The sequence below is a fragment of the Bacillus sp. FSL K6-0069 genome (assembly GCF_038007785.1).
Taxonomy (GTDB): Bacteria; Bacillota; Bacilli; order Bacillales; family Bacillaceae_G; genus Bacillus_A; species Bacillus_A mobilis.
In genome coordinates, this window is the sequence record NZ_JBBOXN010000001.1 from 4,072,280 (window position 1) to 4,092,330 (window position 20,051).

The 20,051-nt window shown below is 35.9% G+C and carries 19 protein-coding genes and 2 riboswitches; of the genes, 5 read left to right on the plus strand and 14 right to left on the minus strand.

Features of this window, described 5'->3' with window-relative positions; all coding sequences use genetic code 11:
- Positions 1-70: 70 nt before the first annotated feature.
- A riboswitch (SAM riboswitch) is annotated at positions 71-180 on the minus strand.
- Positions 181-383: 203 nt separating this feature from the next.
- Positions 384-493, plus strand: a riboswitch (SAM riboswitch).
- Positions 494-733: 240 nt separating this feature from the next.
- The 4 genes from metI (at position 734) to MHB74_RS20930 (ending at position 4,402) form a co-directional block, all read left to right on the plus strand.
- The gene (gene metI / locus MHB74_RS20915) at positions 734-1,846 is read left to right on the plus strand and encodes a cystathionine gamma-synthase/O-acetylhomoserine thiolyase (protein ID WP_061677367.1); all 1,113 of its coding nucleotides are present in this window, start codon (positions 734-736) and stop codon (positions 1,844-1,846) included.
- A complete protein-coding gene (gene metC / locus MHB74_RS20920; protein ID WP_061677365.1) occupies positions 1,843-3,006 on the plus strand; it encodes a cystathionine beta-lyase in 1,164 nt (387 codons plus the stop codon). The genes metI and metC overlap by 4 nt, the downstream gene beginning before the upstream one ends.
- Before the next feature lie 159 nt (positions 3,007-3,165).
- Complete coding sequence (locus MHB74_RS20925) at positions 3,166-3,678, plus strand: cysteine hydrolase family protein (protein ID WP_061677363.1); 513 nt, start codon at positions 3,166-3,168, stop codon at positions 3,676-3,678.
- Positions 3,679-4,111: 433 nt separating this feature from the next.
- On the plus strand, positions 4,112-4,402 hold the full coding sequence (locus MHB74_RS20930; protein WP_000894375.1) for an ArsR/SmtB family transcription factor: 291 nt from the start codon (positions 4,112-4,114) through the stop codon (positions 4,400-4,402).
- Between the two features lie 145 nt (positions 4,403-4,547).
- Here the strand turns inward: MHB74_RS20930 and MHB74_RS20935 are convergent, their stop codons facing one another.
- On the minus strand, positions 4,548-5,660 hold the full coding sequence (locus MHB74_RS20935) for a class I SAM-dependent methyltransferase (protein ID WP_061677361.1): 1,113 nt from the start codon (positions 5,658-5,660) through the stop codon (positions 4,548-4,550).
- A 9-nt stretch (positions 5,661-5,669) separates the two neighbouring features.
- Positions 5,670-6,299 (minus strand): MBL fold metallo-hydrolase, encoded by a 630-nt coding sequence (locus MHB74_RS20940; RefSeq protein WP_061677359.1) that lies wholly within the window; start codon positions 6,297-6,299, stop codon positions 5,670-5,672.
- A 170-nt stretch (positions 6,300-6,469) separates the two neighbouring features.
- Here MHB74_RS20940 and MHB74_RS20945 point away from each other — a divergent pair, with 170 nt between their 5' ends.
- Complete coding sequence (locus MHB74_RS20945) at positions 6,470-6,643, plus strand: DUF2759 domain-containing protein (protein WP_000524846.1); 174 nt, start codon at positions 6,470-6,472, stop codon at positions 6,641-6,643.
- A gap of 80 nt (positions 6,644-6,723) precedes the next feature.
- On the opposite strand, the gene glcK is transcribed toward MHB74_RS20945, so the two are convergent.
- The 12 genes from glcK to MHB74_RS21005 form a co-directional block, all read right to left on the minus strand.
- On the minus strand, positions 6,724-7,707 hold the full coding sequence (gene glcK, locus MHB74_RS20950; RefSeq protein WP_061677357.1) for a glucokinase: 984 nt from the start codon (positions 7,705-7,707) through the stop codon (positions 6,724-6,726).
- A gap of 19 nt (positions 7,708-7,726) precedes the next feature.
- On the minus strand, positions 7,727-7,927 hold the full coding sequence (locus MHB74_RS20955; RefSeq protein WP_000253699.1) for a YqgQ family protein: 201 nt from the start codon (positions 7,925-7,927) through the stop codon (positions 7,727-7,729).
- A 103-nt stretch (positions 7,928-8,030) separates the two neighbouring features.
- Positions 8,031-8,609, minus strand: coding sequence for a 5-formyltetrahydrofolate cyclo-ligase (locus tag MHB74_RS20960; RefSeq protein WP_061677355.1), 579 nt, complete (start codon positions 8,607-8,609; stop codon positions 8,031-8,033).
- 104 nt (positions 8,610-8,713) lie between these two features.
- Entirely contained in the window at positions 8,714-8,863 is a 150-nt protein-coding gene (rpmG, locus tag MHB74_RS20965) for a 50S ribosomal protein L33 (RefSeq protein WP_001265616.1), read from the minus strand.
- 69 nt (positions 8,864-8,932) lie between these two features.
- Positions 8,933-11,287, minus strand: coding sequence for a sugar phosphate nucleotidyltransferase (locus tag MHB74_RS20970; protein WP_061677353.1), 2,355 nt, complete (start codon positions 11,285-11,287; stop codon positions 8,933-8,935).
- Positions 11,288-11,667: 380 nt separating this feature from the next.
- A complete protein-coding gene (gene phoU / locus MHB74_RS20975; RefSeq protein ID WP_033656402.1) occupies positions 11,668-12,324 on the minus strand; it encodes a phosphate signaling complex protein PhoU in 657 nt (218 codons plus the stop codon).
- A 163-nt stretch (positions 12,325-12,487) separates the two neighbouring features.
- Positions 12,488-13,303 carry a phosphate ABC transporter ATP-binding protein gene (pstB, locus tag MHB74_RS20980; RefSeq protein WP_000226681.1) on the minus strand — a complete coding sequence of 272 codons (816 nt, stop codon included), beginning with the start codon at positions 13,301-13,303 and terminating at the stop codon, positions 12,488-12,490.
- Positions 13,304-13,331: 28 nt separating this feature from the next.
- Positions 13,332-14,198, minus strand: coding sequence for a phosphate ABC transporter permease PstA (gene pstA / locus MHB74_RS20985; protein WP_061677351.1), 867 nt, complete (start codon positions 14,196-14,198; stop codon positions 13,332-13,334).
- A gap of 1 nt (position 14,199) precedes the next feature.
- Positions 14,200-15,150 (minus strand): phosphate ABC transporter permease subunit PstC, encoded by a 951-nt coding sequence (gene pstC / locus MHB74_RS20990; RefSeq protein WP_061677345.1) that lies wholly within the window; start codon positions 15,148-15,150, stop codon positions 14,200-14,202.
- Between the two features lie 27 nt (positions 15,151-15,177).
- A complete protein-coding gene (gene phoX / locus MHB74_RS20995) occupies positions 15,178-16,095 on the minus strand; it encodes a phosphate ABC transporter substrate-binding protein PhoX (protein ID WP_061677340.1) in 918 nt (305 codons plus the stop codon).
- A gap of 328 nt (positions 16,096-16,423) precedes the next feature.
- The gene (locus MHB74_RS21000) at positions 16,424-18,553 is read right to left on the minus strand and encodes a peptidoglycan D,D-transpeptidase FtsI family protein (RefSeq protein WP_061677339.1); all 2,130 of its coding nucleotides are present in this window, start codon (positions 18,551-18,553) and stop codon (positions 16,424-16,426) included.
- Positions 18,554-18,662: 109 nt separating this feature from the next.
- Positions 18,663-19,940, minus strand: coding sequence for an MFS transporter (locus MHB74_RS21005; protein ID WP_061677338.1), 1,278 nt, complete (start codon positions 19,938-19,940; stop codon positions 18,663-18,665).
- Positions 19,941-20,051: the final 111 nt, after the last annotated feature.

Here is a 20,051-nt window from a genome sequence, read left to right on the forward strand (position 1 = left end):
AAATCTCCCTCATTTCTATCAATATAAAAACCCCCTCTTCACTTTGAAGAGGGGGACATAATCGATCCTCCTCTTATCATGCAAAACATTCGTTTTGCAGGTATTAGCACCGTTTCAAACATTTAGTTTGAAGGTTGCCGGGTTTCACAGGGCCTTTCCCTCCACCGCTCTCAATAAGAGTTTGTCTTTATTATTTTATTTATGTAGCTAAAAGGAAATGCGTTCCCCTTTTAACAATGTTTGTTAATTTTTTAATAAATTTAGCATGCACAAATACAAAAGTCAATGACACTTGCGGAAAAATAAAAATTATTTAAAATAAAGTTGCAATTCAATTATCTTTTGTTGTAAAGTTAAAAACATAATAAAATTTCATACGAACATTCTTATCTAGAGAGGTAGAGGGACTGGCCCTATGACGCCTCAGCAACCATTAACATTTGTTAATAAGGTGCTAATTCCAGCAAATTGTGAAAAATTTGACAGATGAGAAGAAGACTCTATTCAAACCGAAAGCCTTCTTCTTAGAAGGCTTTTTTTATTTTACCCCGCATTAACGGGCAGTAAGATTCCCAACTCAAAATTCAGCTGGGGCAAAGAAGTTAAGTGGGAATCGACTGCCCGTAAAAGCCCGATTGGTTCAACTAATAATCAGTGGGGGATGAATCCCTCACTGATTAAAGTTTCACTTTACATTCACTTAATTGTTAATTTAAAAAGGAGGAATTTTCACATGTCAACTATTGAAACAAAACTAGCACAAATCGGAAACCGGAGCGAAACTACAACAGGAACTGTTAATCCGCCTGTTTATTTCTCAACTGCTTATCGTCACGAAGGAATTGGTAAATCTACTGGTTTTGACTATTCACGAACTGGAAATCCAACTCGCGGTCTTTTAGAACAGGCAATCGCAGACTTAGAGTACGGCGAACAAGGTTATGCCTGTAGCTCCGGAATGGCGGCTGTTCTTCTCGTCCTTTCGCTATTCCGTTCTGGAGACGAACTTATTGTGTCTGAAGATTTATACGGGGGCACTTATCGATTATTTTCTGAGCACGAAAAGAAGTGGAATGTTCGATGTAGATACGTAAATACACAATCTATTAAACAAATTGAGAAAGCCATCACAACTGAAACGAAAGCTATTTTCATAGAAACTCCGACTAATCCATTAATGCAAGTTACTGATATTGCCGCTGTCGCAACTGTAGCAAAAAGACACGGACTACTCCTTATTGTAGACAACACATTCTACACGCCTTATATACAGCAGCCATTAACAGAAGGTGCTGACATTGTACTGCATAGTGCAACGAAATATTTAGGTGGGCATAACGATGTACTAAGCGGACTTGTCGTTGCAAAAGGAAAGGAACTTTGTGAGGAAATCGCTCATTATCATAATGCCTCTGGTGCGGTCTTAAGCCCATTTGACTCATGGCTATTAATTCGTGGTATGAAAACGTTAGCGCTTCGTATGAGACAACATGAAGAAAATGCAAAAGCAGTTGTTGCTTATTTAAATGATGAAGACGGGGTGACAGATGTATTTTATCCTGGAAGAGGCGGCATGATCTCATTTCGCCTGAAAGATGAAACATGGATTAATCCATTCTTACAATCTTTATCCTTAATTACATTCGCTGAGAGTCTTGGTGGTGTTGAAAGTTTAATGACATATCCAGCAACGCAAACACACGCTGATATTCCTGAAGAAATCAGAACAGCAAACGGTGTATGCAATCGTCTTCTTCGATTTTCCGTTGGCATTGAAAATAGTAACGATTTAATTCAAGACTTAAAGCAAGCCATTAAACTTGTAAAAGAAGGTGTAAGAATATGAGTTATTCTATAGATACACTCTTACTCCACAACCAATATAAACATGACTCGCAAACAGGAGCTGTTAACGTTCCCATCTATAACACATCAACATTTCACCAATTTGATGTAGATACGTTCGGGAAATATGATTATAGCCGATCTGGTAATCCAACGCGTGAAGCTCTTGAAGATATCATTGCTTTATTAGAAGGCGGAACAAAAGGATTTGCCTTCGCATCGGGAATTGCAGCGATTTCTACTGCATTCCTCCTTCTTTCACAAGGTGATCACGTACTCATTTCAGAAGACGTATATGGAGGCACTTATCGAATTATAACTGAAGTTCTCTCCCGTTACGGTGTTTCACATACATTTGTTGATATGACCAATTTAGAAGAAATAAAGCAAAACATTAAGCCAAATACAAAACTCTTTTATGTGGAAACACCTTCTAATCCACTTTTAAAAGTGACAGATATTCGTGCTGTTTCTAAACTTGCAAAATCTATTAATGCCCTTACTTTTGTTGATAATACATTTTTGACACCACTATTCCAGAAACCACTTGATCTTGGTGCCGACGTCGTTCTTCATAGTGCCACAAAATTTATTGCTGGTCATAGTGATGTTACTGCCGGATTAGCAGTTGTAAAAGATGCCGAACTCGCCCAAAAACTTGGATTTTTACAAAATGCATTCGGCGCTATTTTAGGTCCTCAAGATTGTTCTCTCGTGCTTCGCGGCCTAAAAACATTGCATGTACGTCTTGAACATTCAGCTGCTAACGCCAATAAAATTGCGCACTATTTACAAGAGCACACTAAAGTTCAAAATGTCTATTATCCTGGTTTACAAACACATCTTGGATTTGATATTCAACAATCTCAAGCTACATCAGCCGGAGCTGTCCTATCTTTCACTTTACAATCAGAAGACGCACTCCGCCAATTTTTATCAAAAGTAAAATTACCTGTCTTTGCCGTTAGTTTAGGAGCTGTCGAATCGATTCTTTCCTACCCAGCTAAAATGTCACATGCAGCACTATCGCAAGAAGCTCGTGATGAAAGAGGGATTTCTAATTCATTACTTCGATTATCCGTCGGCCTTGAAAATGTTGACGATTTAATATCCGATTTTGAAAATGCCCTTTCTTATGTAGAAGAACCTGTAAATGCATAGAGAAAAAAGAAGATATGAAATTAAATTTTCATATCTTCTTTTTATGCTGTTGCGTATATTTTACTTTTCGTATAGTTCATAAAAAAACGAAAGAGAACCATCTATTTCCAAGTAATAAATTAATTGATATATTAAGAAGTAAAAAAAGGGGCAAAAATAATGGATACTTGTGCAGATGTTTTAATCGTTATCGATCTACAAAATGGAGTATGTTATAGCGAAGAACATTTATTTGATTTACAAAACTTACTTACAAAAGTAAATAACAGAATTTCTTCATACAGAAAAGCAAATAAACCAATTCTTTTCGTTCAACATTGTGATGATGATTTAGTACCCGAAAAAGAGCTTTGGGCTATTCATGCTGATTTAGATGTTCAAGAACAAGATTTTTTTGTAAGAAAGACACATGCCAATTCATTTTATAAGACAAACTTAAAAGAGGTTTTAGATCGATTATCTGTACATCGTATTGAATTTTGTGGTGCCCAAACAGATTACTGTATGGATGCTACGATTAAATTCGCTCATGGACTAGGATACGAAAACTTCATGGTACAGAAAGCAACCTCTACGTTAAATAATCCATTTATGTCTGCAAAAGATACAATTGATTTTTATGAAAATATATGGAATCACAGATTTTTACAGTTGATACAAGGTGAACGCTAGAATATATAACTAATGTCTTGGTAATTCTAAAATTTATCAGCTATATTCAAACATTTCGTTTTCACCATAACGAAGCTGACTACGTTCAGCTTCTTTTCTTATAACCTGTTTTATATTCTATATATAACATTATAATTCCTTTGTCATATTATTTTAAAAATTTTGTATATTCATTTGAAAGAATAAGAAATTCATGATAAAATTGTGTTACAAATATATCTATATCTTTCAATTTTTAAAACGCATCGAAATTTTCACCCAAAAATGTCATTTTACAAAACCGTGCTAATTTATCTACTTTATTTACATCAGGGTCTCTTTTCTTACAATTTCTTTACTTTAGGACTTTTTTTCTGCAACAACTGTTTTCTTTTCTTTAATTTTTTGGTATGTATAGTATGGTATAACAGCTCACACGGAGGTGGAAAAGAACATGTTAGAAACCTTTCAAAAAGAAATAGAACTATATGAAAGCAATGCAGAATTATTGAAAGTACTTGCTCATCCTGTTCGCTTATGTATTGTAAAAGGATTAATTGAACGTGGTCCAAGCAACGTTTCTACAATGTACACTGGCTTAAACATGCCACAATCTACAATTTCACAGCATTTAGCAAAGTTAAAAAGTGCTAAAATCGTTTCAAGTGAAAGAAAAGGATTGGAAATTTATTACAAAGTAGAAAACGAGACAATTATTCAACTCGTTCGCGTATTATTGGGTTAGGGACTCATAAACAGAGAAAAAGGGCGTATTCTATATTTTTTATCTCATATCTTTAATATAAATATATATCATGAGAGGAAATATATGATGCTACATAAGTCGTATTAAAAAACAAGACACAGAAATATGCTGTGTCTTGTTTTTTTTATATTTTCAAATACCGTTCCAAGCGTAACTGTTGCATATGTTTCGTATGTATAACAACATCAAATGCACTCCCTAATCCTCCGCTCAAAATCATAGAACGAACTGCACGATTTTGTTTTTGAGTTTCAGAAAAAGGATTTCTATCTTGGTGACCCGTAAGCTGATCTAATATTCCTGCTGCTAACAAAAATTCAGACTGCTTCTTATGCCATACTGTATTCATGCCTTGCAAGCTAAACATCTCTTTCAGTTCGTCCCAATGAATATGAGTAGTAAGATCCATTTCACCTGGATGTGCTAAAGGATTACGGATTAGCTTATGCTCGTAATACCCTCGTAAACTTCCTTCTTGATGTGCAGGATGCATCCATTCTTCTTTTGTATATCCATAATCAACTGTAATACATATACCTTTTTGAAACCATTTCGCAATTTCTTTTATATATTCTTCCATCGCAATTGGCACTTCAAAACGTTGACCTTCTGCAAGATGAATATTATATTTCAATAAGTATCGACCGATGCTTTTATGTAACGGCCTCCATACTTCTGAAAGTTTCCCTTCCTCCGTGTACGTAACACGTACCTCATACAACATTCCATTTCTCTTCTCAATTACTTCAACAGGAAATGCATCAAATAACTCATTCGAAAAAAGAATCCCATCGAACGATTCTCCCATTTCACTATGCGACGTATAATACGACACATTTGAAAACGAACAAAGATTTTTCTGCTGCAAGTTTCTATGAAAAGGGCTCATTTCGATCATTGAATAACTTAAATCAATAAAGGTTTCTGGAGATAATTGCTTCCATTCTTTTAAAACATCATAGGCAAACCTTCCTGTTCCCCCACCAATCTCACAAATATTCGGAGCAACTTCACCATTTTCAACAAGACGAATAAAAAACTTAGCAAAGGTTTTTGCAAAAACAGAGGATACATTGCTACTTGTAAAAAAATCCCCTTGCCTTCCAATTTTTTCACGTTCTTTCATATAATAGCCATGCCCCTCTGTATACAATACAAGGTTCATATACGTACTATACGAAATTGAATAATCCTTCTCTTTCCCCATCCGTTCTTTTAAAATGAGCTCCATCCCCATCATGACTCCTTACTGTAAAAATGGATTATTTTCTTTTTCAAAACCAATGCTTGTTTCTGGACCATGTCCACATAGCACCGCTGTTTCATCTGGTAATACAAATAATTTTCCTTCAATACTTCCAATCAATTCAGCAAAACTTCCACCAGGTAAATCTGTTCTTCCGATGCTCATTTGGAACAATACATCTCCAGAAAATACAGCATTCGCCTCTTTAGAGTAATAAGAAATACTGCCCGGAGAATGTCCTGGCGTCTCAAAAATCTCAAAATTAAATGAACCAATTGCTAGTGCACCTTCTGCATCAATAATATTATCTGCTGGTTTTGCTGTAATGCTGCGATTCATCATAAAAATTTGAGAGCCATTTACAGTTGCATCGCCTAACCAATCTGCTTCTTCTTTATGTACGTACACAGGAATATGAAAAGCGTCTCTTACCGCATCAACAGCGCCAATATGATCGAAGTGAGCATGTGTTAATAAAACAGCCAGTGGCTTTAATTGTTCTTCTTGTAAATATGTAACGAGCTTCTCTCCTTCGTGACCAGGATCAAAGATAATACACTCATGTTGATCATTCGTTAAAATATAAGCATTCGTTTGTAATGGGCCTAACGGCATTTGTATCCATTTCATATGAAAATCTCCTCCAATTATTAAACTTACTTTCAATGATACAACATTTTTTTCTCTTAGGAAAAGAAAGGATGCTATCTCGACAATCATTTTTAAAACATGTACAATATAAAAGAGTAAATTTTCCAAAAACTCATATTGAAGAATGGGTAGACAGAGGAGGATATTGTATGGGCCTTGTTATTATTTTTGCGTTAGTCACTCTGTTAGCTGTATTTGCTACACTTAGAACACTTCGTGAAAAGAACTTTTTCGCAGGTGGCTTTGCAATTGCAACTGTACTCGTTTTCGGATGGTTTACGATCATGACTGTTCTATATAACGGGTACCCACCAGCAGCTTAATTCATTAACATCTTATTCTTCATCAAGATTTCACACAAAAAGAGGAAGGGTTTCCCCTTCCTCTTTTCATATTTCACAACTTATACCATCTTCGCTTCGTATTTGTGCTTTTTTACAAGCCAAGCTCCTCCGATAACACCTGCATCATTACCAAGTATTGCAATCGCTAACTTCGTGCTCTTTACAGCACGTGAAAAAGCATATTGCTCGAAATAGCGTTGAATTGGCTCTAATAGTGCATCTCCAGCTTTAGACACACCGCCACCAATAACAATCTTCTCTGGGTTCAACGTACTAGCAAGGTTCGCTACAGCTAATCCTAAATAAGAAGCTACTTTTTCTACTACTTCGCTTGCTAGCTCGTCACCTTGTCCAAGTGCTTCAAACACATCTTTTGATGTAATGCGCCCTTCTTCGGCTAACATAGAACGTAGCATACTCTCTTTATCAGTCTCTTGTATTTTTTGCATAGCAACACGCACAATACCTGTTGCAGATGCTACTGTTTCTAGGCAACCAAACTTCCCGCAATTACATGGGAAAGCATTTTCTGTAACGACTGTAATGTGTCCAATCTCACCAGCAGCACCGCTTACGCCGTGTACAATCTCACCATTGGCAATTACACCGCCGCCAACACCAGTGCCAAGTGTCATACAAATTAAATCTTTTGCTCCTTCACCAGCACCTTTCCACATTTCACCAAGCGCTGCTAAGTTTGCATCATTATCAATAACAACAGGTAATCCTGTTTCTACTTCTAATAAATCTTTTAACGGATAGTTTTTCCATCCTAAGTTAACCGCTTCGTAAATCATTCCAGATGCCACGTGTACAGGACCAGGAGCTCCCATACCAATACCGATTAACTTGCTTTTCAATTCGCCTAACTCTTCTAACTTTTTATCAATAGCTTTCGCTACATCAAGCGTAATATGTTTTCCTTGCTCATTTGTATTCGTAGGGATTTCCCACTTATGTAAAATTTCACCGTACACATTAATAAATGCTAATTTAATCGTTGTACCACCAAGGTCAACACCAACTAACCATTTCTCTTCCATGTTGCTTACCTACCTTTATCTAATTCTTATTTAGCTCTTTTTGAATTTCTTGCTTCAATAAAAATAAAGCTGTTTGATAGTCTTGTGGATCGATTAGCTGTGATTGATTTAATTCACGCAATTCATCTTGCATTAATTGTAAATCTGCAATTCGATCACCCGTATAAATAATCGTACCAAATTTCTTTAGCAATTGCTGAATATCATAAATAGATACCATTTCATCACCCTCTATGCTCACTTACTATAAAAAATTATAATAAGAAAACGTTCACATATTTTATTATAATCAAGAAGAAAAAGTCTCGTCAATTTTTATTTGTCTATACAAGCCCATTTTTAACCATTGTTCCTTTTTCTGTAATAATTTTTTCTACATTTTTATCAAACGGCTCTACTGGAATATGTTCCACCATTTGAAAACTATAAGCTAATGATAGCGTTTTCCCTTTATAATGCACGAGATAACGATCATAATAGCCACCGCCATATCCAATCCGTTCTCCTCGCCCTGTATAAGCTACGCCCGGCACGATTTGAAGATCAATTTCATCTGCACCAACTTCTTCCGTAAGCGCTGGAATTGGTTCACGTAAATTCATATACACTGTTTCTAATTGATCAAAATTACTAATTTGTCGGAAGGACATTGTTCGTGTTCCTTTATTACACTTCGGAACAACAACGTTCTTTCCCTCTTCCCAAGCTTTTTCGATAATAGGATATGTATTCACTTCATTTTCCATTGAGAGAGTGATTCCGATTGTTTTAGCTTCAACCCACTCTTTTTGCGCATACAACGAAAATGCAATTTGCTCTGATAAAGTTGTATACCGTTCTTCTGATAAAGAATTCATGTGCTCTATTATTTGTTTACGTAAACGTAGTTTCTCTTCTCTCACACATTTTCCTCCTCACAGTGATACTTGTCTCTACGATGATAGTGTATCACTTTTAACAGAGGAATCGAATAAAAAAAGAAACAGTAGGAAAATATTCCTACTGCTTACTTTGTTTCACGGTGTAACGTAGACTTCTTGTCACGCTTGCAATACTTTTTAAGCTCGATACGCTCAGCGTTGTTACGTTTGTTTTTCTTTGAGATATAGTTACGATCTCCGCATTCTGTACATGCTAGAGTAATATTCACACGCATTCTTATTTCCCTCCAGTACTAATAACTTAAATCAGACTATACTATAATACCACTTTTAAAATAAAAATTCTACACCTTTTGATATTGTCTAATTTTTTCTATAAGATTTTTCATGTTTTCCCTTGCTATTACTGGGTTTCTAGCATGCGAATACACTAAAAATTTCGGTTGTTTTGTGTCGGAAACGATATAAGACCACTCTTTTTCGGTATATTTGAACTGTACTCCTTCAAATATACCTTCTTCTTTTCTTTCCATATCAGCTAATAATTTCCTCATTACTTTCCCTTTTTCATTCCATGAACATACAACTTCATCACACAGTAAGTAAAGTGGGGGCGATTGTTCTACTATGCTGAGAAATGTTTTTCCCTGCAATGCTATTAGCTCAAATAATTTTCCTATTCGATATAAAATATCTCTCTTCCATCTCGCTTGAAATGACTTCTTTTCATCCTGCGTATAAAATAGAAGGTAACATTCTCCTAATTTCAAAGACATTGGGTAAATATTTCCTGTCGATTCGAGCAATAAATCTGGAATATCTACCTCCTCAAAATCTGTACCTTGGTAAATATTACTATGATTATCATATAACTCGAAATAATTTCCTTGCTCCGAAAACATAAGTGCCATATTTGCTTTACTTGATTTCATCAAGGCTTTCACATGATCCTTTTGTTCACCTGCATAAATCCATGTAACTGTGCATCCGAGCCTTTGCAAAAAGAGCATAATTAAATGTTGTAACATATCATTTCTTTTATTAATAAGAAGATGAAACTTCTGTTTTTGTATTTTTTCAATATCAATGCGTTCTAATACAGCCTCTATATAATCATGTAAAGAAACGTGGACTAGCTTATTCCGTCCCATTTCCTTCTCACATACGTAATAAAACGACTCAGACATATATACTTGTTCTATCGCTTTTTGCTGCTTATACGTTAATTGTACCCCATCCTTACCATACAACTTTATTACAACCTCTTTTTCATTTTCCACTTGAATGAAAACCCCACCTGCACATTGCAAATCCTGAATACTATACTGAAAAAGCGACTCGTTCATTTCTTTGCATTCCATCGTATGAACCCCGATACCATGAATCGCATGAAGAAAGAGATTTTTATAAGAAGTCGTTTCTATATGTTCTTGACTCCCGATTAATATACTTTCTCCTTTAGCAAAAAGAGATCCATACGCCATCGCAACCTTCACAATAAATTGAGGAGTGATCTCAACATTACCTCTTCCTACAATGCGGCTTTTTTGCAACCACCCTGCACTTTTTTCACTTTCTTGAACACCAGCCGACCCTACTACCGAATAGCTGTCAATCGCCTTATATGGCCATAGTTTTCCCTTTTGCTTAATTACAGTACTTTTCCCTATATGACAATGATCCGCTACAATGCTTTTTTGAAACAGTGTAACGTCATCTTCCACCATTGTATGCTCTCCTATTATCGTTTCTAATAGCTCGCAATACTGCCCAATGTGCGCATTTGCAAAAACAATACTTTTTTGAAGATGAGAATAACTTGAAACAATACTATTTTTCCCGATAATAGAGTACGGCTCAATTACAGCCCCAGCACCAATCTTTGCTCCTTCTCCAATAAAAGAAGGGCCATGAATTTTCGTTCCTTTTCCAATCGCCACACCTTCCCCCATCCATACCATCGGCAATACTTCCGTATAAGGAATAGGTACTTGCAATTTTTTCGTTAACAAATCAAATTGTGCTTGTCGATATTGATCAAATGTACCAATATCTAACCAATAGCCTTCTGACAAATATGCAAATAACGCGTTCTTATTTGCCAATAATGGAAACACATCTTGACTGAAATCAAAAAATTCTCGGGGCGGTATATAAGAAAAAATTTCTGGCTCCATAATATATATACCTGTATTCACAATATTAGAGACTACTTCATTCCAGCTCGGTTTTTCTATATATCGTGTAACCTCTTGTTCTTTGCTCATTACAACTAAACCGAATGAGAGTGGATTTTCTACTTCCTTTACAAACATAGTTACCATTCTTTTCTTTTGCTCATGAAACGTAATTCCTTCTGATAATTGAAAATCAGTTAACGCATCCCCGCTTATCACAACAAACGTTTCATCTAAAAATGTTTCCGCTTGTTTAATACTCCCTGCGGTTCCAAGCGGTGGAGAGTCTTCAAAGTAGTACAAATTAACGCCCCATTTGCTACCGTCACCAAAATATTGCTTAATGGCTGTGCTCATATACTGAACAGTAATTGCAATTTCACGAATACCATGCTGACGTAATAATTCAATATTGTATTCCAAAACTGGCTTTTCTAATAATGGCAACATCGGCTTTGGAGTATTACATGTTAATGGTCTAAGGCGTCGTCCTTTTCCTCCAGCTAAAATAACCCCCTTCATATACTTCAGCCTCCACTTATATAATGTTCAGTAACTTCATATACGATATGTATATTATCTACCCCGCATTAACTAGCAGTATAAAATGAAACTTTAATTAGTAGGGATTTTGCTGCATCTCCCACTGATTATTAACCCTGACCACTCAGGCTTTTACAGGCAGTAAAACTCCCTATATACATGTACCTTTTAAACACCTAATAGGAAAGCGCTTACTATTAATTAGGTAAAATATTACTTATGAAATGAATAACATATATGCCCTATTTTTTCCATTATATTATGATACATCTTATCATCATAAACTAAAGGAAACAACGAGCTTTTTTTGTCATGTTTTGACTAAAAAAAGCAGGTGATGTTTCACCTGCTTTTTTTCTTTATTCATTTAATAAGTAATGCTTTCCTTTTACTAAATAAAAAACATTTTCAGCAATATTTGTAATATGATCTGCTACACGCTCGATATATCTCGCCACAAAGGATAATTGTGTAATTTGTGTAATCGCTTCTGGTTGTTCTGGAACTGAAGATATAAATTCACGAATCGCTTTCCCATATATTTCATCAACTGAATCATCCATTTCAGCAATTTGTTTCGCAAAAGTTAAATTTTCTTGCTCATATGCTTCCAATGCTAACTGTAACATCTTATCTGCAATTGCAAACATTTCATCAAGATTGTGCAAACTAACAACCACTTCTTTTTCCCCAAGACGAATTGTTGATTTCGCAATATTAACGGCATGATCTGCAATACGCTCTAAATCTGTCGCTGTTTTAATTGAAATGAAAATCCTTCTTAAATCACTTGCTACAGGTTGCTGCTTCGTAATAAGCATAAGCGCAAGATCATTTATTTCCTCTTCTAAATTATCCATACGATAATCACCATCTATTACCTCTAACGCTTTCTCTACATCCCTTTTATGAAGACCTTCCATAGCAAGCAATAAAGCCTCCCTCGCTAGCTCTCCAAGCTCAATCACCTTTTGCTGTAACGTTTTTAAATCACACTGAAACTGTTCTCTTACCATCGTTTCTTCCCCCTCAATATTATGTGCCATTATATATATAAATCTCCTATTTTAAGGCCTCTTCTCTCTGTAATCAGCCTTAAAATAGGAGAAGTATTCCTTCTCAGCAAAATAAGAAATACCCTCTGTTAAGAGGGTATTTGCTCTTAGCCTTGCAACGACATCAACCAAATCGGCCTGTAATATAATCTTCTGTACGCTTATCTGAAGGTGTCGTAAATAATTTATTTGTATCTGTATACTCCACAACTTCTCCACTTAAGAAGAAAGCAGTTTTGTCTGAAATACGTGCTGCTTGTTGCATATTATGCGTTACGATAACAATACTAAAGTCTTTCTTTAACTCTTGAATTAATTCTTCTACTTTTAATGTTGAAATTGGATCTAGTGCCGATGTTGGCTCATCCATTAAAATAACGTCTGGTTCAATTGCTAAACAACGTGCGATACATAGACGCTGTTGCTGTCCACCAGATAAACCGTATGCATTATCATGCAAACGATCTTTTAACTCATCCCAAATCGCTGCTCCACGTAAACTTTTTTCAACAATCTCATCCAATGTTTTCTTATCACGAATACCATGAATTTTCGGTCCATATGCTACATTTTCATAAATAGATTTTGGAAATGGATTTGGCTTTTGGAACACCATTCCCACATGAGTTCTTAATTCTTCAACTGGGTATGATTTATCAAATATATTGCGTTCTCTATATTCAATTACACCTGTAGTTCGCACGATCGGTACTAACTCTACCATACGATTTAATGTTTTTAAGTACGTTGATTTACCACAACCACTTGGCCCGATAATTGCTGTCACTTCATTCTCATGAATGCTTAAGTTAATATCCTTTAAAGCGTGGTCTTCTCCGTACCATAAATTTAAGTTTTTCGTATCAAATACTACTTTCTTTGGTGCAGTCTCGATTTTCTCCTCGTTTTTCACCTGTACATTTACTACTGTTGCTACCATTTGAATTCCCCTTTCATCCATTTCCAACTTATTTTCGATTTCGTAACCATAAGACAAATATATTAATAAAGAGCAACAAACCTAACAAAACAATCATTCCAGCAGCTGCTACATACTGAAATTCTTCTTGCGGCCTACTCATCCAATTAAAAATTTGAATTGGTAAAACTGTAAATCTATCAAACATACTAAATGGAACATAATTTGCAAATGCAAGTGCCCCGATAACTAATAACGGTGCCGCTTCTCCAATCGCTCTTGATATCGCTAACGTACAACCCGTTATAATTCCTGGGAAAGCATATGGCAATACAATTTGATACATCGTTTGCCACTTCGTAGCACCTAATCCGTAAGAAGCTTCTAATAATGAACTTGGCACAGATCGTATCGCTTCTTGACTCGCTACAACAACTGTCGGTAAAACGAGTAAACTCATCGTCAGTGCCGCCGCAATAATACTCTCACCTAAATGAAGAGCATATACAAAAATAGTTAAGCCGAGTAATCCAAATACAACGGAAGGTACTCCTGCTAACGTTTGATTATTAATTTCTATTACCTTTTTAAATATAGATTCCTTCGCATATTGCTCTAAATAAAGAGCAGTTCCGACCCCAAATATAAAGGAGACTGGTATAACAATACTCATAAATAATATTGTTCCTGACAAAGCTGCAGCAATCCCAGCTTCTTTCGGATTACGCGAAGCGAAGTTTATAAAGAAATCTAACGAAAGGTAACTTATACCTTTTTCAAAAATTTGAAAAAGTAAAATAAGCAGTATTACTATTGAAAATAAAATTGCTATATAAAATATCAATTTGTAAACTCGGTCTTTTAAAAAGCGTGATGCCATATTCTCTTGTATTTTTTTATGATTCAACATTCGCATATTATGTCACCCTCCTAAAGCGGCGCATAATAGACTGCGAAATGATGTTCATGATAAAAGTAAATAAGAATAAAGTTGCGCCTACAGCATACATGCTGTAATAAGTAATTGTTCCATGTGGAGCATCACCTAAACTCACTTGCACAATATAGGCTGTTAGCGTTTGAATAGAGTGTGTCGGATCGAGTGATACATTCGGTGTGGATCCCGCTGCAATTACAACGATCATCGTTTCACCAATTGCTCTGGAAGCAGCTAATATGATTGCTGCCATAATTCCTGTAAAAGCCGAAGGAAACACGACTTGTTTTACCATCTCAAACCGAGTTGCTCCAAGTGCTAACGAAGCTTCTTTCGTTCCTTTCGCTACAGCTCTCATCGCGTCTTCAGATAGAGACGCAATTGTAGGTATCATCATAAAGCCAATAACAATACCTGGACTGATCGCATTAAAAAACTGTAAATCTGGTATAATCCGTTGTAAAAGCGGTGTGACAACTGTTAATGCAAAAAAACCATATACAATTGTCGGAATACCTGCTAATAGTTCTAACATCGGTTTTAATACTTTCCTTGCACCGTTTGAAGCATATTCACTTAAAAATACGGCACACGCTAAGCCGATAGGAATTGCTACGAGCATGGCAATTGCTGTTACAAGGAACGTTCCACATATAAGTGGTAATATACCGAATTTAGGATCTTCAAAAAAAGGTAACCATTCTTTTCCCGTCAAAAAGGAGAGTAATGGTATTTTTTGAAAAAACATTAATGTTTCATTTGCCAATGTAAAAATAATTCCAAGTGTCGTCACAATAGACACGCTAGCAATTATTTTTAGTAATAATGGAACGATTCGATTGATTCGCTGCGTTTTTTTTCTTTGTTTTGTATTTCTTTCAATCAAATGTTGTACAGAAAATGTGATTTGACTTTTGTCATTATGAGCCAAAGATGAAAACCCCTTTCCACCCTGACATTACCTTTTTATTTCTGTTAACATCCGCAGCTGTTCATTGTATTTTTCTTTTGGTAATTTTACATATCCAACCTCTTCAGCAAGATTACCTACATGCTGAATCATAAACTCAATATAATTTGCTACATTCATTTTATTTCGGATAGATGCATCATTCACATAAGCAAATAGCGGCCTAGATAATGGCTTATACTTACCTGATTGAATGGTATCTTTCGTCGGAAGTACACCATTCACTTTTATTGCTCTCACCTTATCTCGATTGGCCATATAATAAGCATATCCTACAAAAGCAATGGCATTTTTATCATTCATTACCCCTTGCATAATAACTTGATCATCTTCAGACAAAGAGACTTTTTTTACAATGCGACTATTTTGTAAGATGACATTTTGAAAATAATCAAACGTACCAGAGTCTACACCTGGCGCATAAAACTTCACCTGTTCACGTGGCCATGATGAATGAATTTGTGACCATCGCTTTTCGCTTCCATCTTCACTCCATAATAGACGTAACTCGTCTACCGTCGTATTGTCTACCCAAGTATTTTGGCGACTCACAACGATCGTAAGGCCATCGTAAGCGACTTCAAACGGTGTAAACTGAATGGAGTTTTTCTTCATTTCATTTTCTTCCACTTGTTTCATTGATCTCGAAGCATTATTTATATCTACTTCTCCTTTACTGAAACGATTAAATCCTCCTCCTGTTCCAGAAACACTGATGGAAATTTTCACGTTTGGATGCACCTTTGTATATTCCTCTGCTACCGCTTCTATAATAGGAAAAACTGTTGAGGATCCATCAACTCTCACTTCTCCCATTTCATTCACAGCAAATGCAGTAGACGTGCCAACATAAAGGAAACATGTCGACAGTATGAAAACTTTAATCGATGCACTTATCCATTTCACGTGTTCTTCCTCCTAGAAGTAACCGGAAATAACAGGATTACAGATATAAGAATACTGCTAAACTATTAATTCGGTTTTAATTGTTTGTAAAAGTTTTGTAAAGTTCCACAAGAATCAACATTAAGTAAAAATTTAATCCGTAGCCATTGTTCATCTTCACTGATGATTGGTCCATAAAACCGTTATCCTCCAGAAAGATGTACAAGTATCAATTATGAGGCCCTTGATTTTCCGATTTGATATGCTTGTCCACTTTATTAAAACGTATGCGTGAACCATAAAAAAAAGCACACTATCTTTTCAGATAGTGTGCTTTTTTACAACTTTTTTATTCATCATCTTGCTTTTTATTTTTATTTTTCTTATCTATTTCCTCTTGTGTAGCTTCGCCATTTTCTACTTTTTTCAAATCAAAGTATGCATCCATAATGTCACGGCTAATATATCCGTTAATACCTGATTTATCATCTACCCAAGGTACAACAACAGAAAATGCTACTTCAGGGTCTTCAAGTGGCGCATAACCTACTAATGTTAAGTTATATGTTTCTTTACGCTCACCGTTTGCTTTTCTACCAATCTCTTTATCTCCGCCATACACAGTTTGAGCTGTACCTGTTTTACCAGCAGCTTTATATGGTGCACCTGCAAAGTATTTCGTAGCTGTACCACCAGAATCGTTAAATACTTGTCTAAATCCTTCCTGAACACGTTTAATTTGTGATTCAGGCATATCAATACGGTTTAGTACTTTCGGTTCCATTGAATGAACAACTTTTCCAGTTTCTTCTGGTTTCACTGCCGGTTGACTAATTTCCTTTACAACTTGTGGCTGCATACGATAACCACCATTTGCAATTGTCGAAACATACTGTGCTAATTGAAGTGGTGTATACGTGTCATACTGTCCAATTGATAAATCTAATAGGAAACCTGGCTGATTTCCTTTACCTGTTTGACCCGCAGATTCATTCGGTAAATCAATACCTGTTTTTACGCCAAGTCCAAACTGTCCGAAATAATAACGCATCGTATCAAATGCTTTTTGTGGTATATCTAACGTACCACCTCTCACATATTGAACGCCTGCGAGATTCATCGCTGTTTTAAACATATATACGTTAGAAGACATTTTTAATGCTGTCAAATCATTAATATATCCCATCGTCTTCCACGAAGCTTTTTGTGGTGTTCCCTTTAATCTGATTGGTTCATCCAGCTGAACTGAACCTGGTTGAATCGCACCTGTTTGGTATCCAGTAAGTACTGTCGCACCTTTTACAGTCGATCCCATCGGATAAGAGCTTGTCATCGTTCCTAATGCGAAATCTTGCACTTTCGTTTCGCCATTTTCTTCCACTAACTGTTTCCCTGCCATAGATAAAACTTCACCATTTTTTGGATTCATCATTACAACGAATGCACGATCTAAAAGAGGTTGTCCCCCTTTATATCTCAATAAATTTTTAGTGATAATTTCTTCTACACGCTTTTGTAATTCCATATCAATTGTTAAATTCAGATTGTTACCACTTTGCCCTTTTGATACATTAATCGTTTCTAAAATATTACCGTTTTTATCTGTAATATTTTTCACTTCTGCTTTATTACCGTGCAAACTATCTTCATATTGCTGCTCTAGATAACTTTTTCCTACGCGGTCATTTCGATTATAATCACGAACAAGATAGTAATCTAGTCTTTCTCTAGGTAAACCTTCATCAGAAGTTGTTACACCACCAAGTACACTTCGGAACAAATCACCATCATATGCATATTTTCGTTCCCAATCGACACTCGTATCTACTCCCGACAATTCCGCTAAATTTTCACTAATAATCGCATATTCTACTTCTGTAGCATCCTTTTTAATGACTTGTGGCGTCATTGCATATCCGCCATCCATTTTGCTTTTAATCGCTAGTACTTCTAAATCTTTTGCGGATAATTGATTCATTTCCTCTTCTGTCACACGATTTCGTTGACGCTCATCTAACTCTTTATCGTCAATTTTTTTATCTTTTAACTCTTGACGATCTTTATTTGTAATTTTTTCTTTCGCTTCCTCTTTATGCATAGCAAGCCAATAATCTTTTTTATCGCGATCTGTTAATTTATCTGTCGGTACTTCAATCAAATCTGCTAGCTTTTTCGCTGTTTCTAAGCGAGCCTCTGCAGTTGATCCTTTCATTTTTGTAAATGTAATCGTACGTACAGCTGCATTATCTACTACAGCTCGTCCATAACGGTCAAATATTTTCCCACGTGGTACAGGATTACTTATCGTCGAGTTCTCTTTCCTCTCCACTTCATTCTTATATTCCTCACCGCGAACAATTTGTACATATCCAAGCCTTACAATAACCGCGGAGAACAATAAAAACACGCAGAAAAACAGCACGTTTAACCGAAAAGGAACGTGAGTCTTTTTCTTTTGTTGTTTCTGCTTCTTGCTCATACAAACCCCCTCTACCAACAGCTATGTAATGTGAAAGGGACACCTTCATACAGGTGTCCTCACTGCTGTCTTACATCTTTTTCTATTCTAGCATAAAACAACCGAGAAGTTAACCTTCTGGTTCTGTTTGGTTCTGCGCAGTCGCTTGCGTTACAACACTTGTTTTACTCGCATTTCCCTCATCATATTTGACATTTTTAACTGCAAAATAGATAAGAAAATGTCCTGCGCCTAAAATACATAATAAGTAAGGTAAACTTTTTTCAGGCGGAAAGAATAGTACAGCACATAAAAAACTTAAAATCGAGCAAATTCTTCCTGCATTTAACCATAATTCCCGGACAACTACATACTCTACACGCCACTCTCTCGCATTTTTCGCTCTGCCAATTACATCATATGTCATGGACCCGTACGGAACGAGCAAAATAGGGTATGCAATCGCAATACACGCTGCATAAATAAGTAATTTTGCGTATGTAACGTTGAATATAACTAAAAATACGACAGCATATAAAATAATGCCTCCAAGCAAAATTGCTTTTTTTCGCCATTCTTTCTTTAACATACGAGTAACTAAATAGTAACACACAAATGATACAGCCGAATTTACTAAGCTATACTTCCCTAATGCGAGTTCGCTATCAGTTGCTAAATACACGTACACGGAAATCACAAAAATAAACGTTCCCTCTCTCAGCCCTTGGAAAAAATGAGCACGTGTAATTCTTCCCCAATTTTTATCAATCTGCCGCTCTTTCAATACTTGTACAATTTCATACCGTCCTTCACATTCTCTCTTAGATACAAAAAAGCTTAAAATGACAGCAATTGCAAATAACAGTAACGAAAGAAAGAATATGACTGTATAGCCACTCCATTTTTCCATACGTGAAATTGTGTATCCAGCGGCTATCGGTCCAATCATGCCAGAGAAGGATGTAAGAAGCCCAAGAAACCCATTAAAGAAATCTCTTGTTTCTGGTTCTGTAATCTCAAATGTTAATAAGTTAAACGCGAGCCAGTAAAAACCATATCCGACTCCTAAAAGAGCCCCCATTAATAAAATATAGTGAGAAGCGCTTTTTCCCGCTACTAAAACAACGATAAAAAAAATTGCTAACGTGCCTACGCCTATTCGTAACAAGATTGAGCGATCAATACGTTTCGCTAATTTCCCACCTATAAGAAATGTGAGAGGCTGTAATACAACGCTGGCCAAATTATACAAGCCAAGATTCACATAATTTTGTGTTTGTTTCCATAAATAAATGTTAACAAACGTATTCGATAAAGAAATTGCGAGCGTGTATAAACCTCCAATAAGGAGCAATAACACTAAATCCCGATTTACTTCAACGTCACCAATTATATGTTTCAACTTCATACACAACTCTCCTTTACTTCATGTTCTAGTCTTCCAAAGACAAGCCCAATTATGTAAAAGGAAAGCATAGAAAAAAGCTAGGAGCATTCTCCTAGCTTTTTTCTATCGTTA

Bases quoted from the DNA above. Each gene is read 5' to 3' on its own strand.
- MHB74_RS20930 (WP_000894375.1), top strand. From the start codon at position 4,112: ATGTTAGAAACCTTTCAAAAAGAAATAGAACTATATGAAAGCAATGCA.
- MHB74_RS20940 (WP_061677359.1), bottom strand. From the start codon at position 6,299: ATGAAATGGATACAAATGCCGTTAGGCCCATTACAAACGAATGCTTAT.
- MHB74_RS20935 (WP_061677361.1), bottom strand. From the start codon at position 5,660: ATGGGGATGGAGCTCATTTTAAAAGAACGGATGGGGAAAGAGAAGGAT.
- MHB74_RS20945 (WP_000524846.1), top strand. From the start codon at position 6,470: ATGGGCCTTGTTATTATTTTTGCGTTAGTCACTCTGTTAGCTGTATTT.
- MHB74_RS21005 (WP_061677338.1), bottom strand. From the start codon at position 19,940: ATGAAGTTGAAACATATAATTGGTGACGTTGAAGTAAATCGGGATTTA.
- MHB74_RS21000 (WP_061677339.1), bottom strand. From the start codon at position 18,553: ATGAGCAAGAAGCAGAAACAACAAAAGAAAAAGACTCACGTTCCTTTT.
- pstA (WP_061677351.1), bottom strand. From the start codon at position 14,198: ATGCGAATGTTGAATCATAAAAAAATACAAGAGAATATGGCATCACGC.
- MHB74_RS20955 (WP_000253699.1), bottom strand. From the start codon at position 7,927: ATGGTATCTATTTATGATATTCAGCAATTGCTAAAGAAATTTGGTACG.
- MHB74_RS20925 (WP_061677363.1), top strand. From the start codon at position 3,166: ATGGATACTTGTGCAGATGTTTTAATCGTTATCGATCTACAAAATGGA.
- phoU (WP_033656402.1), bottom strand. From the start codon at position 12,324: ATGGTAAGAGAACAGTTTCAGTGTGATTTAAAAACGTTACAGCAAAAG.
- pstB (WP_000226681.1), bottom strand. From the start codon at position 13,303: ATGGTAGCAACAGTAGTAAATGTACAGGTGAAAAACGAGGAGAAAATC.
- glcK (WP_061677357.1), bottom strand. From the start codon at position 7,707: ATGGAAGAGAAATGGTTAGTTGGTGTTGACCTTGGTGGTACAACGATT.
- metC (WP_061677365.1), top strand. From the start codon at position 1,843: ATGAGTTATTCTATAGATACACTCTTACTCCACAACCAATATAAACAT.
- MHB74_RS20970 (WP_061677353.1), bottom strand. From the start codon at position 11,287: ATGAAGGGGGTTATTTTAGCTGGAGGAAAAGGACGACGCCTTAGACCA.
- metI (WP_061677367.1), top strand. From the start codon at position 734: ATGTCAACTATTGAAACAAAACTAGCACAAATCGGAAACCGGAGCGAA.
- rpmG (WP_001265616.1), bottom strand. From the start codon at position 8,863: ATGCGTGTGAATATTACTCTAGCATGTACAGAATGCGGAGATCGTAAC.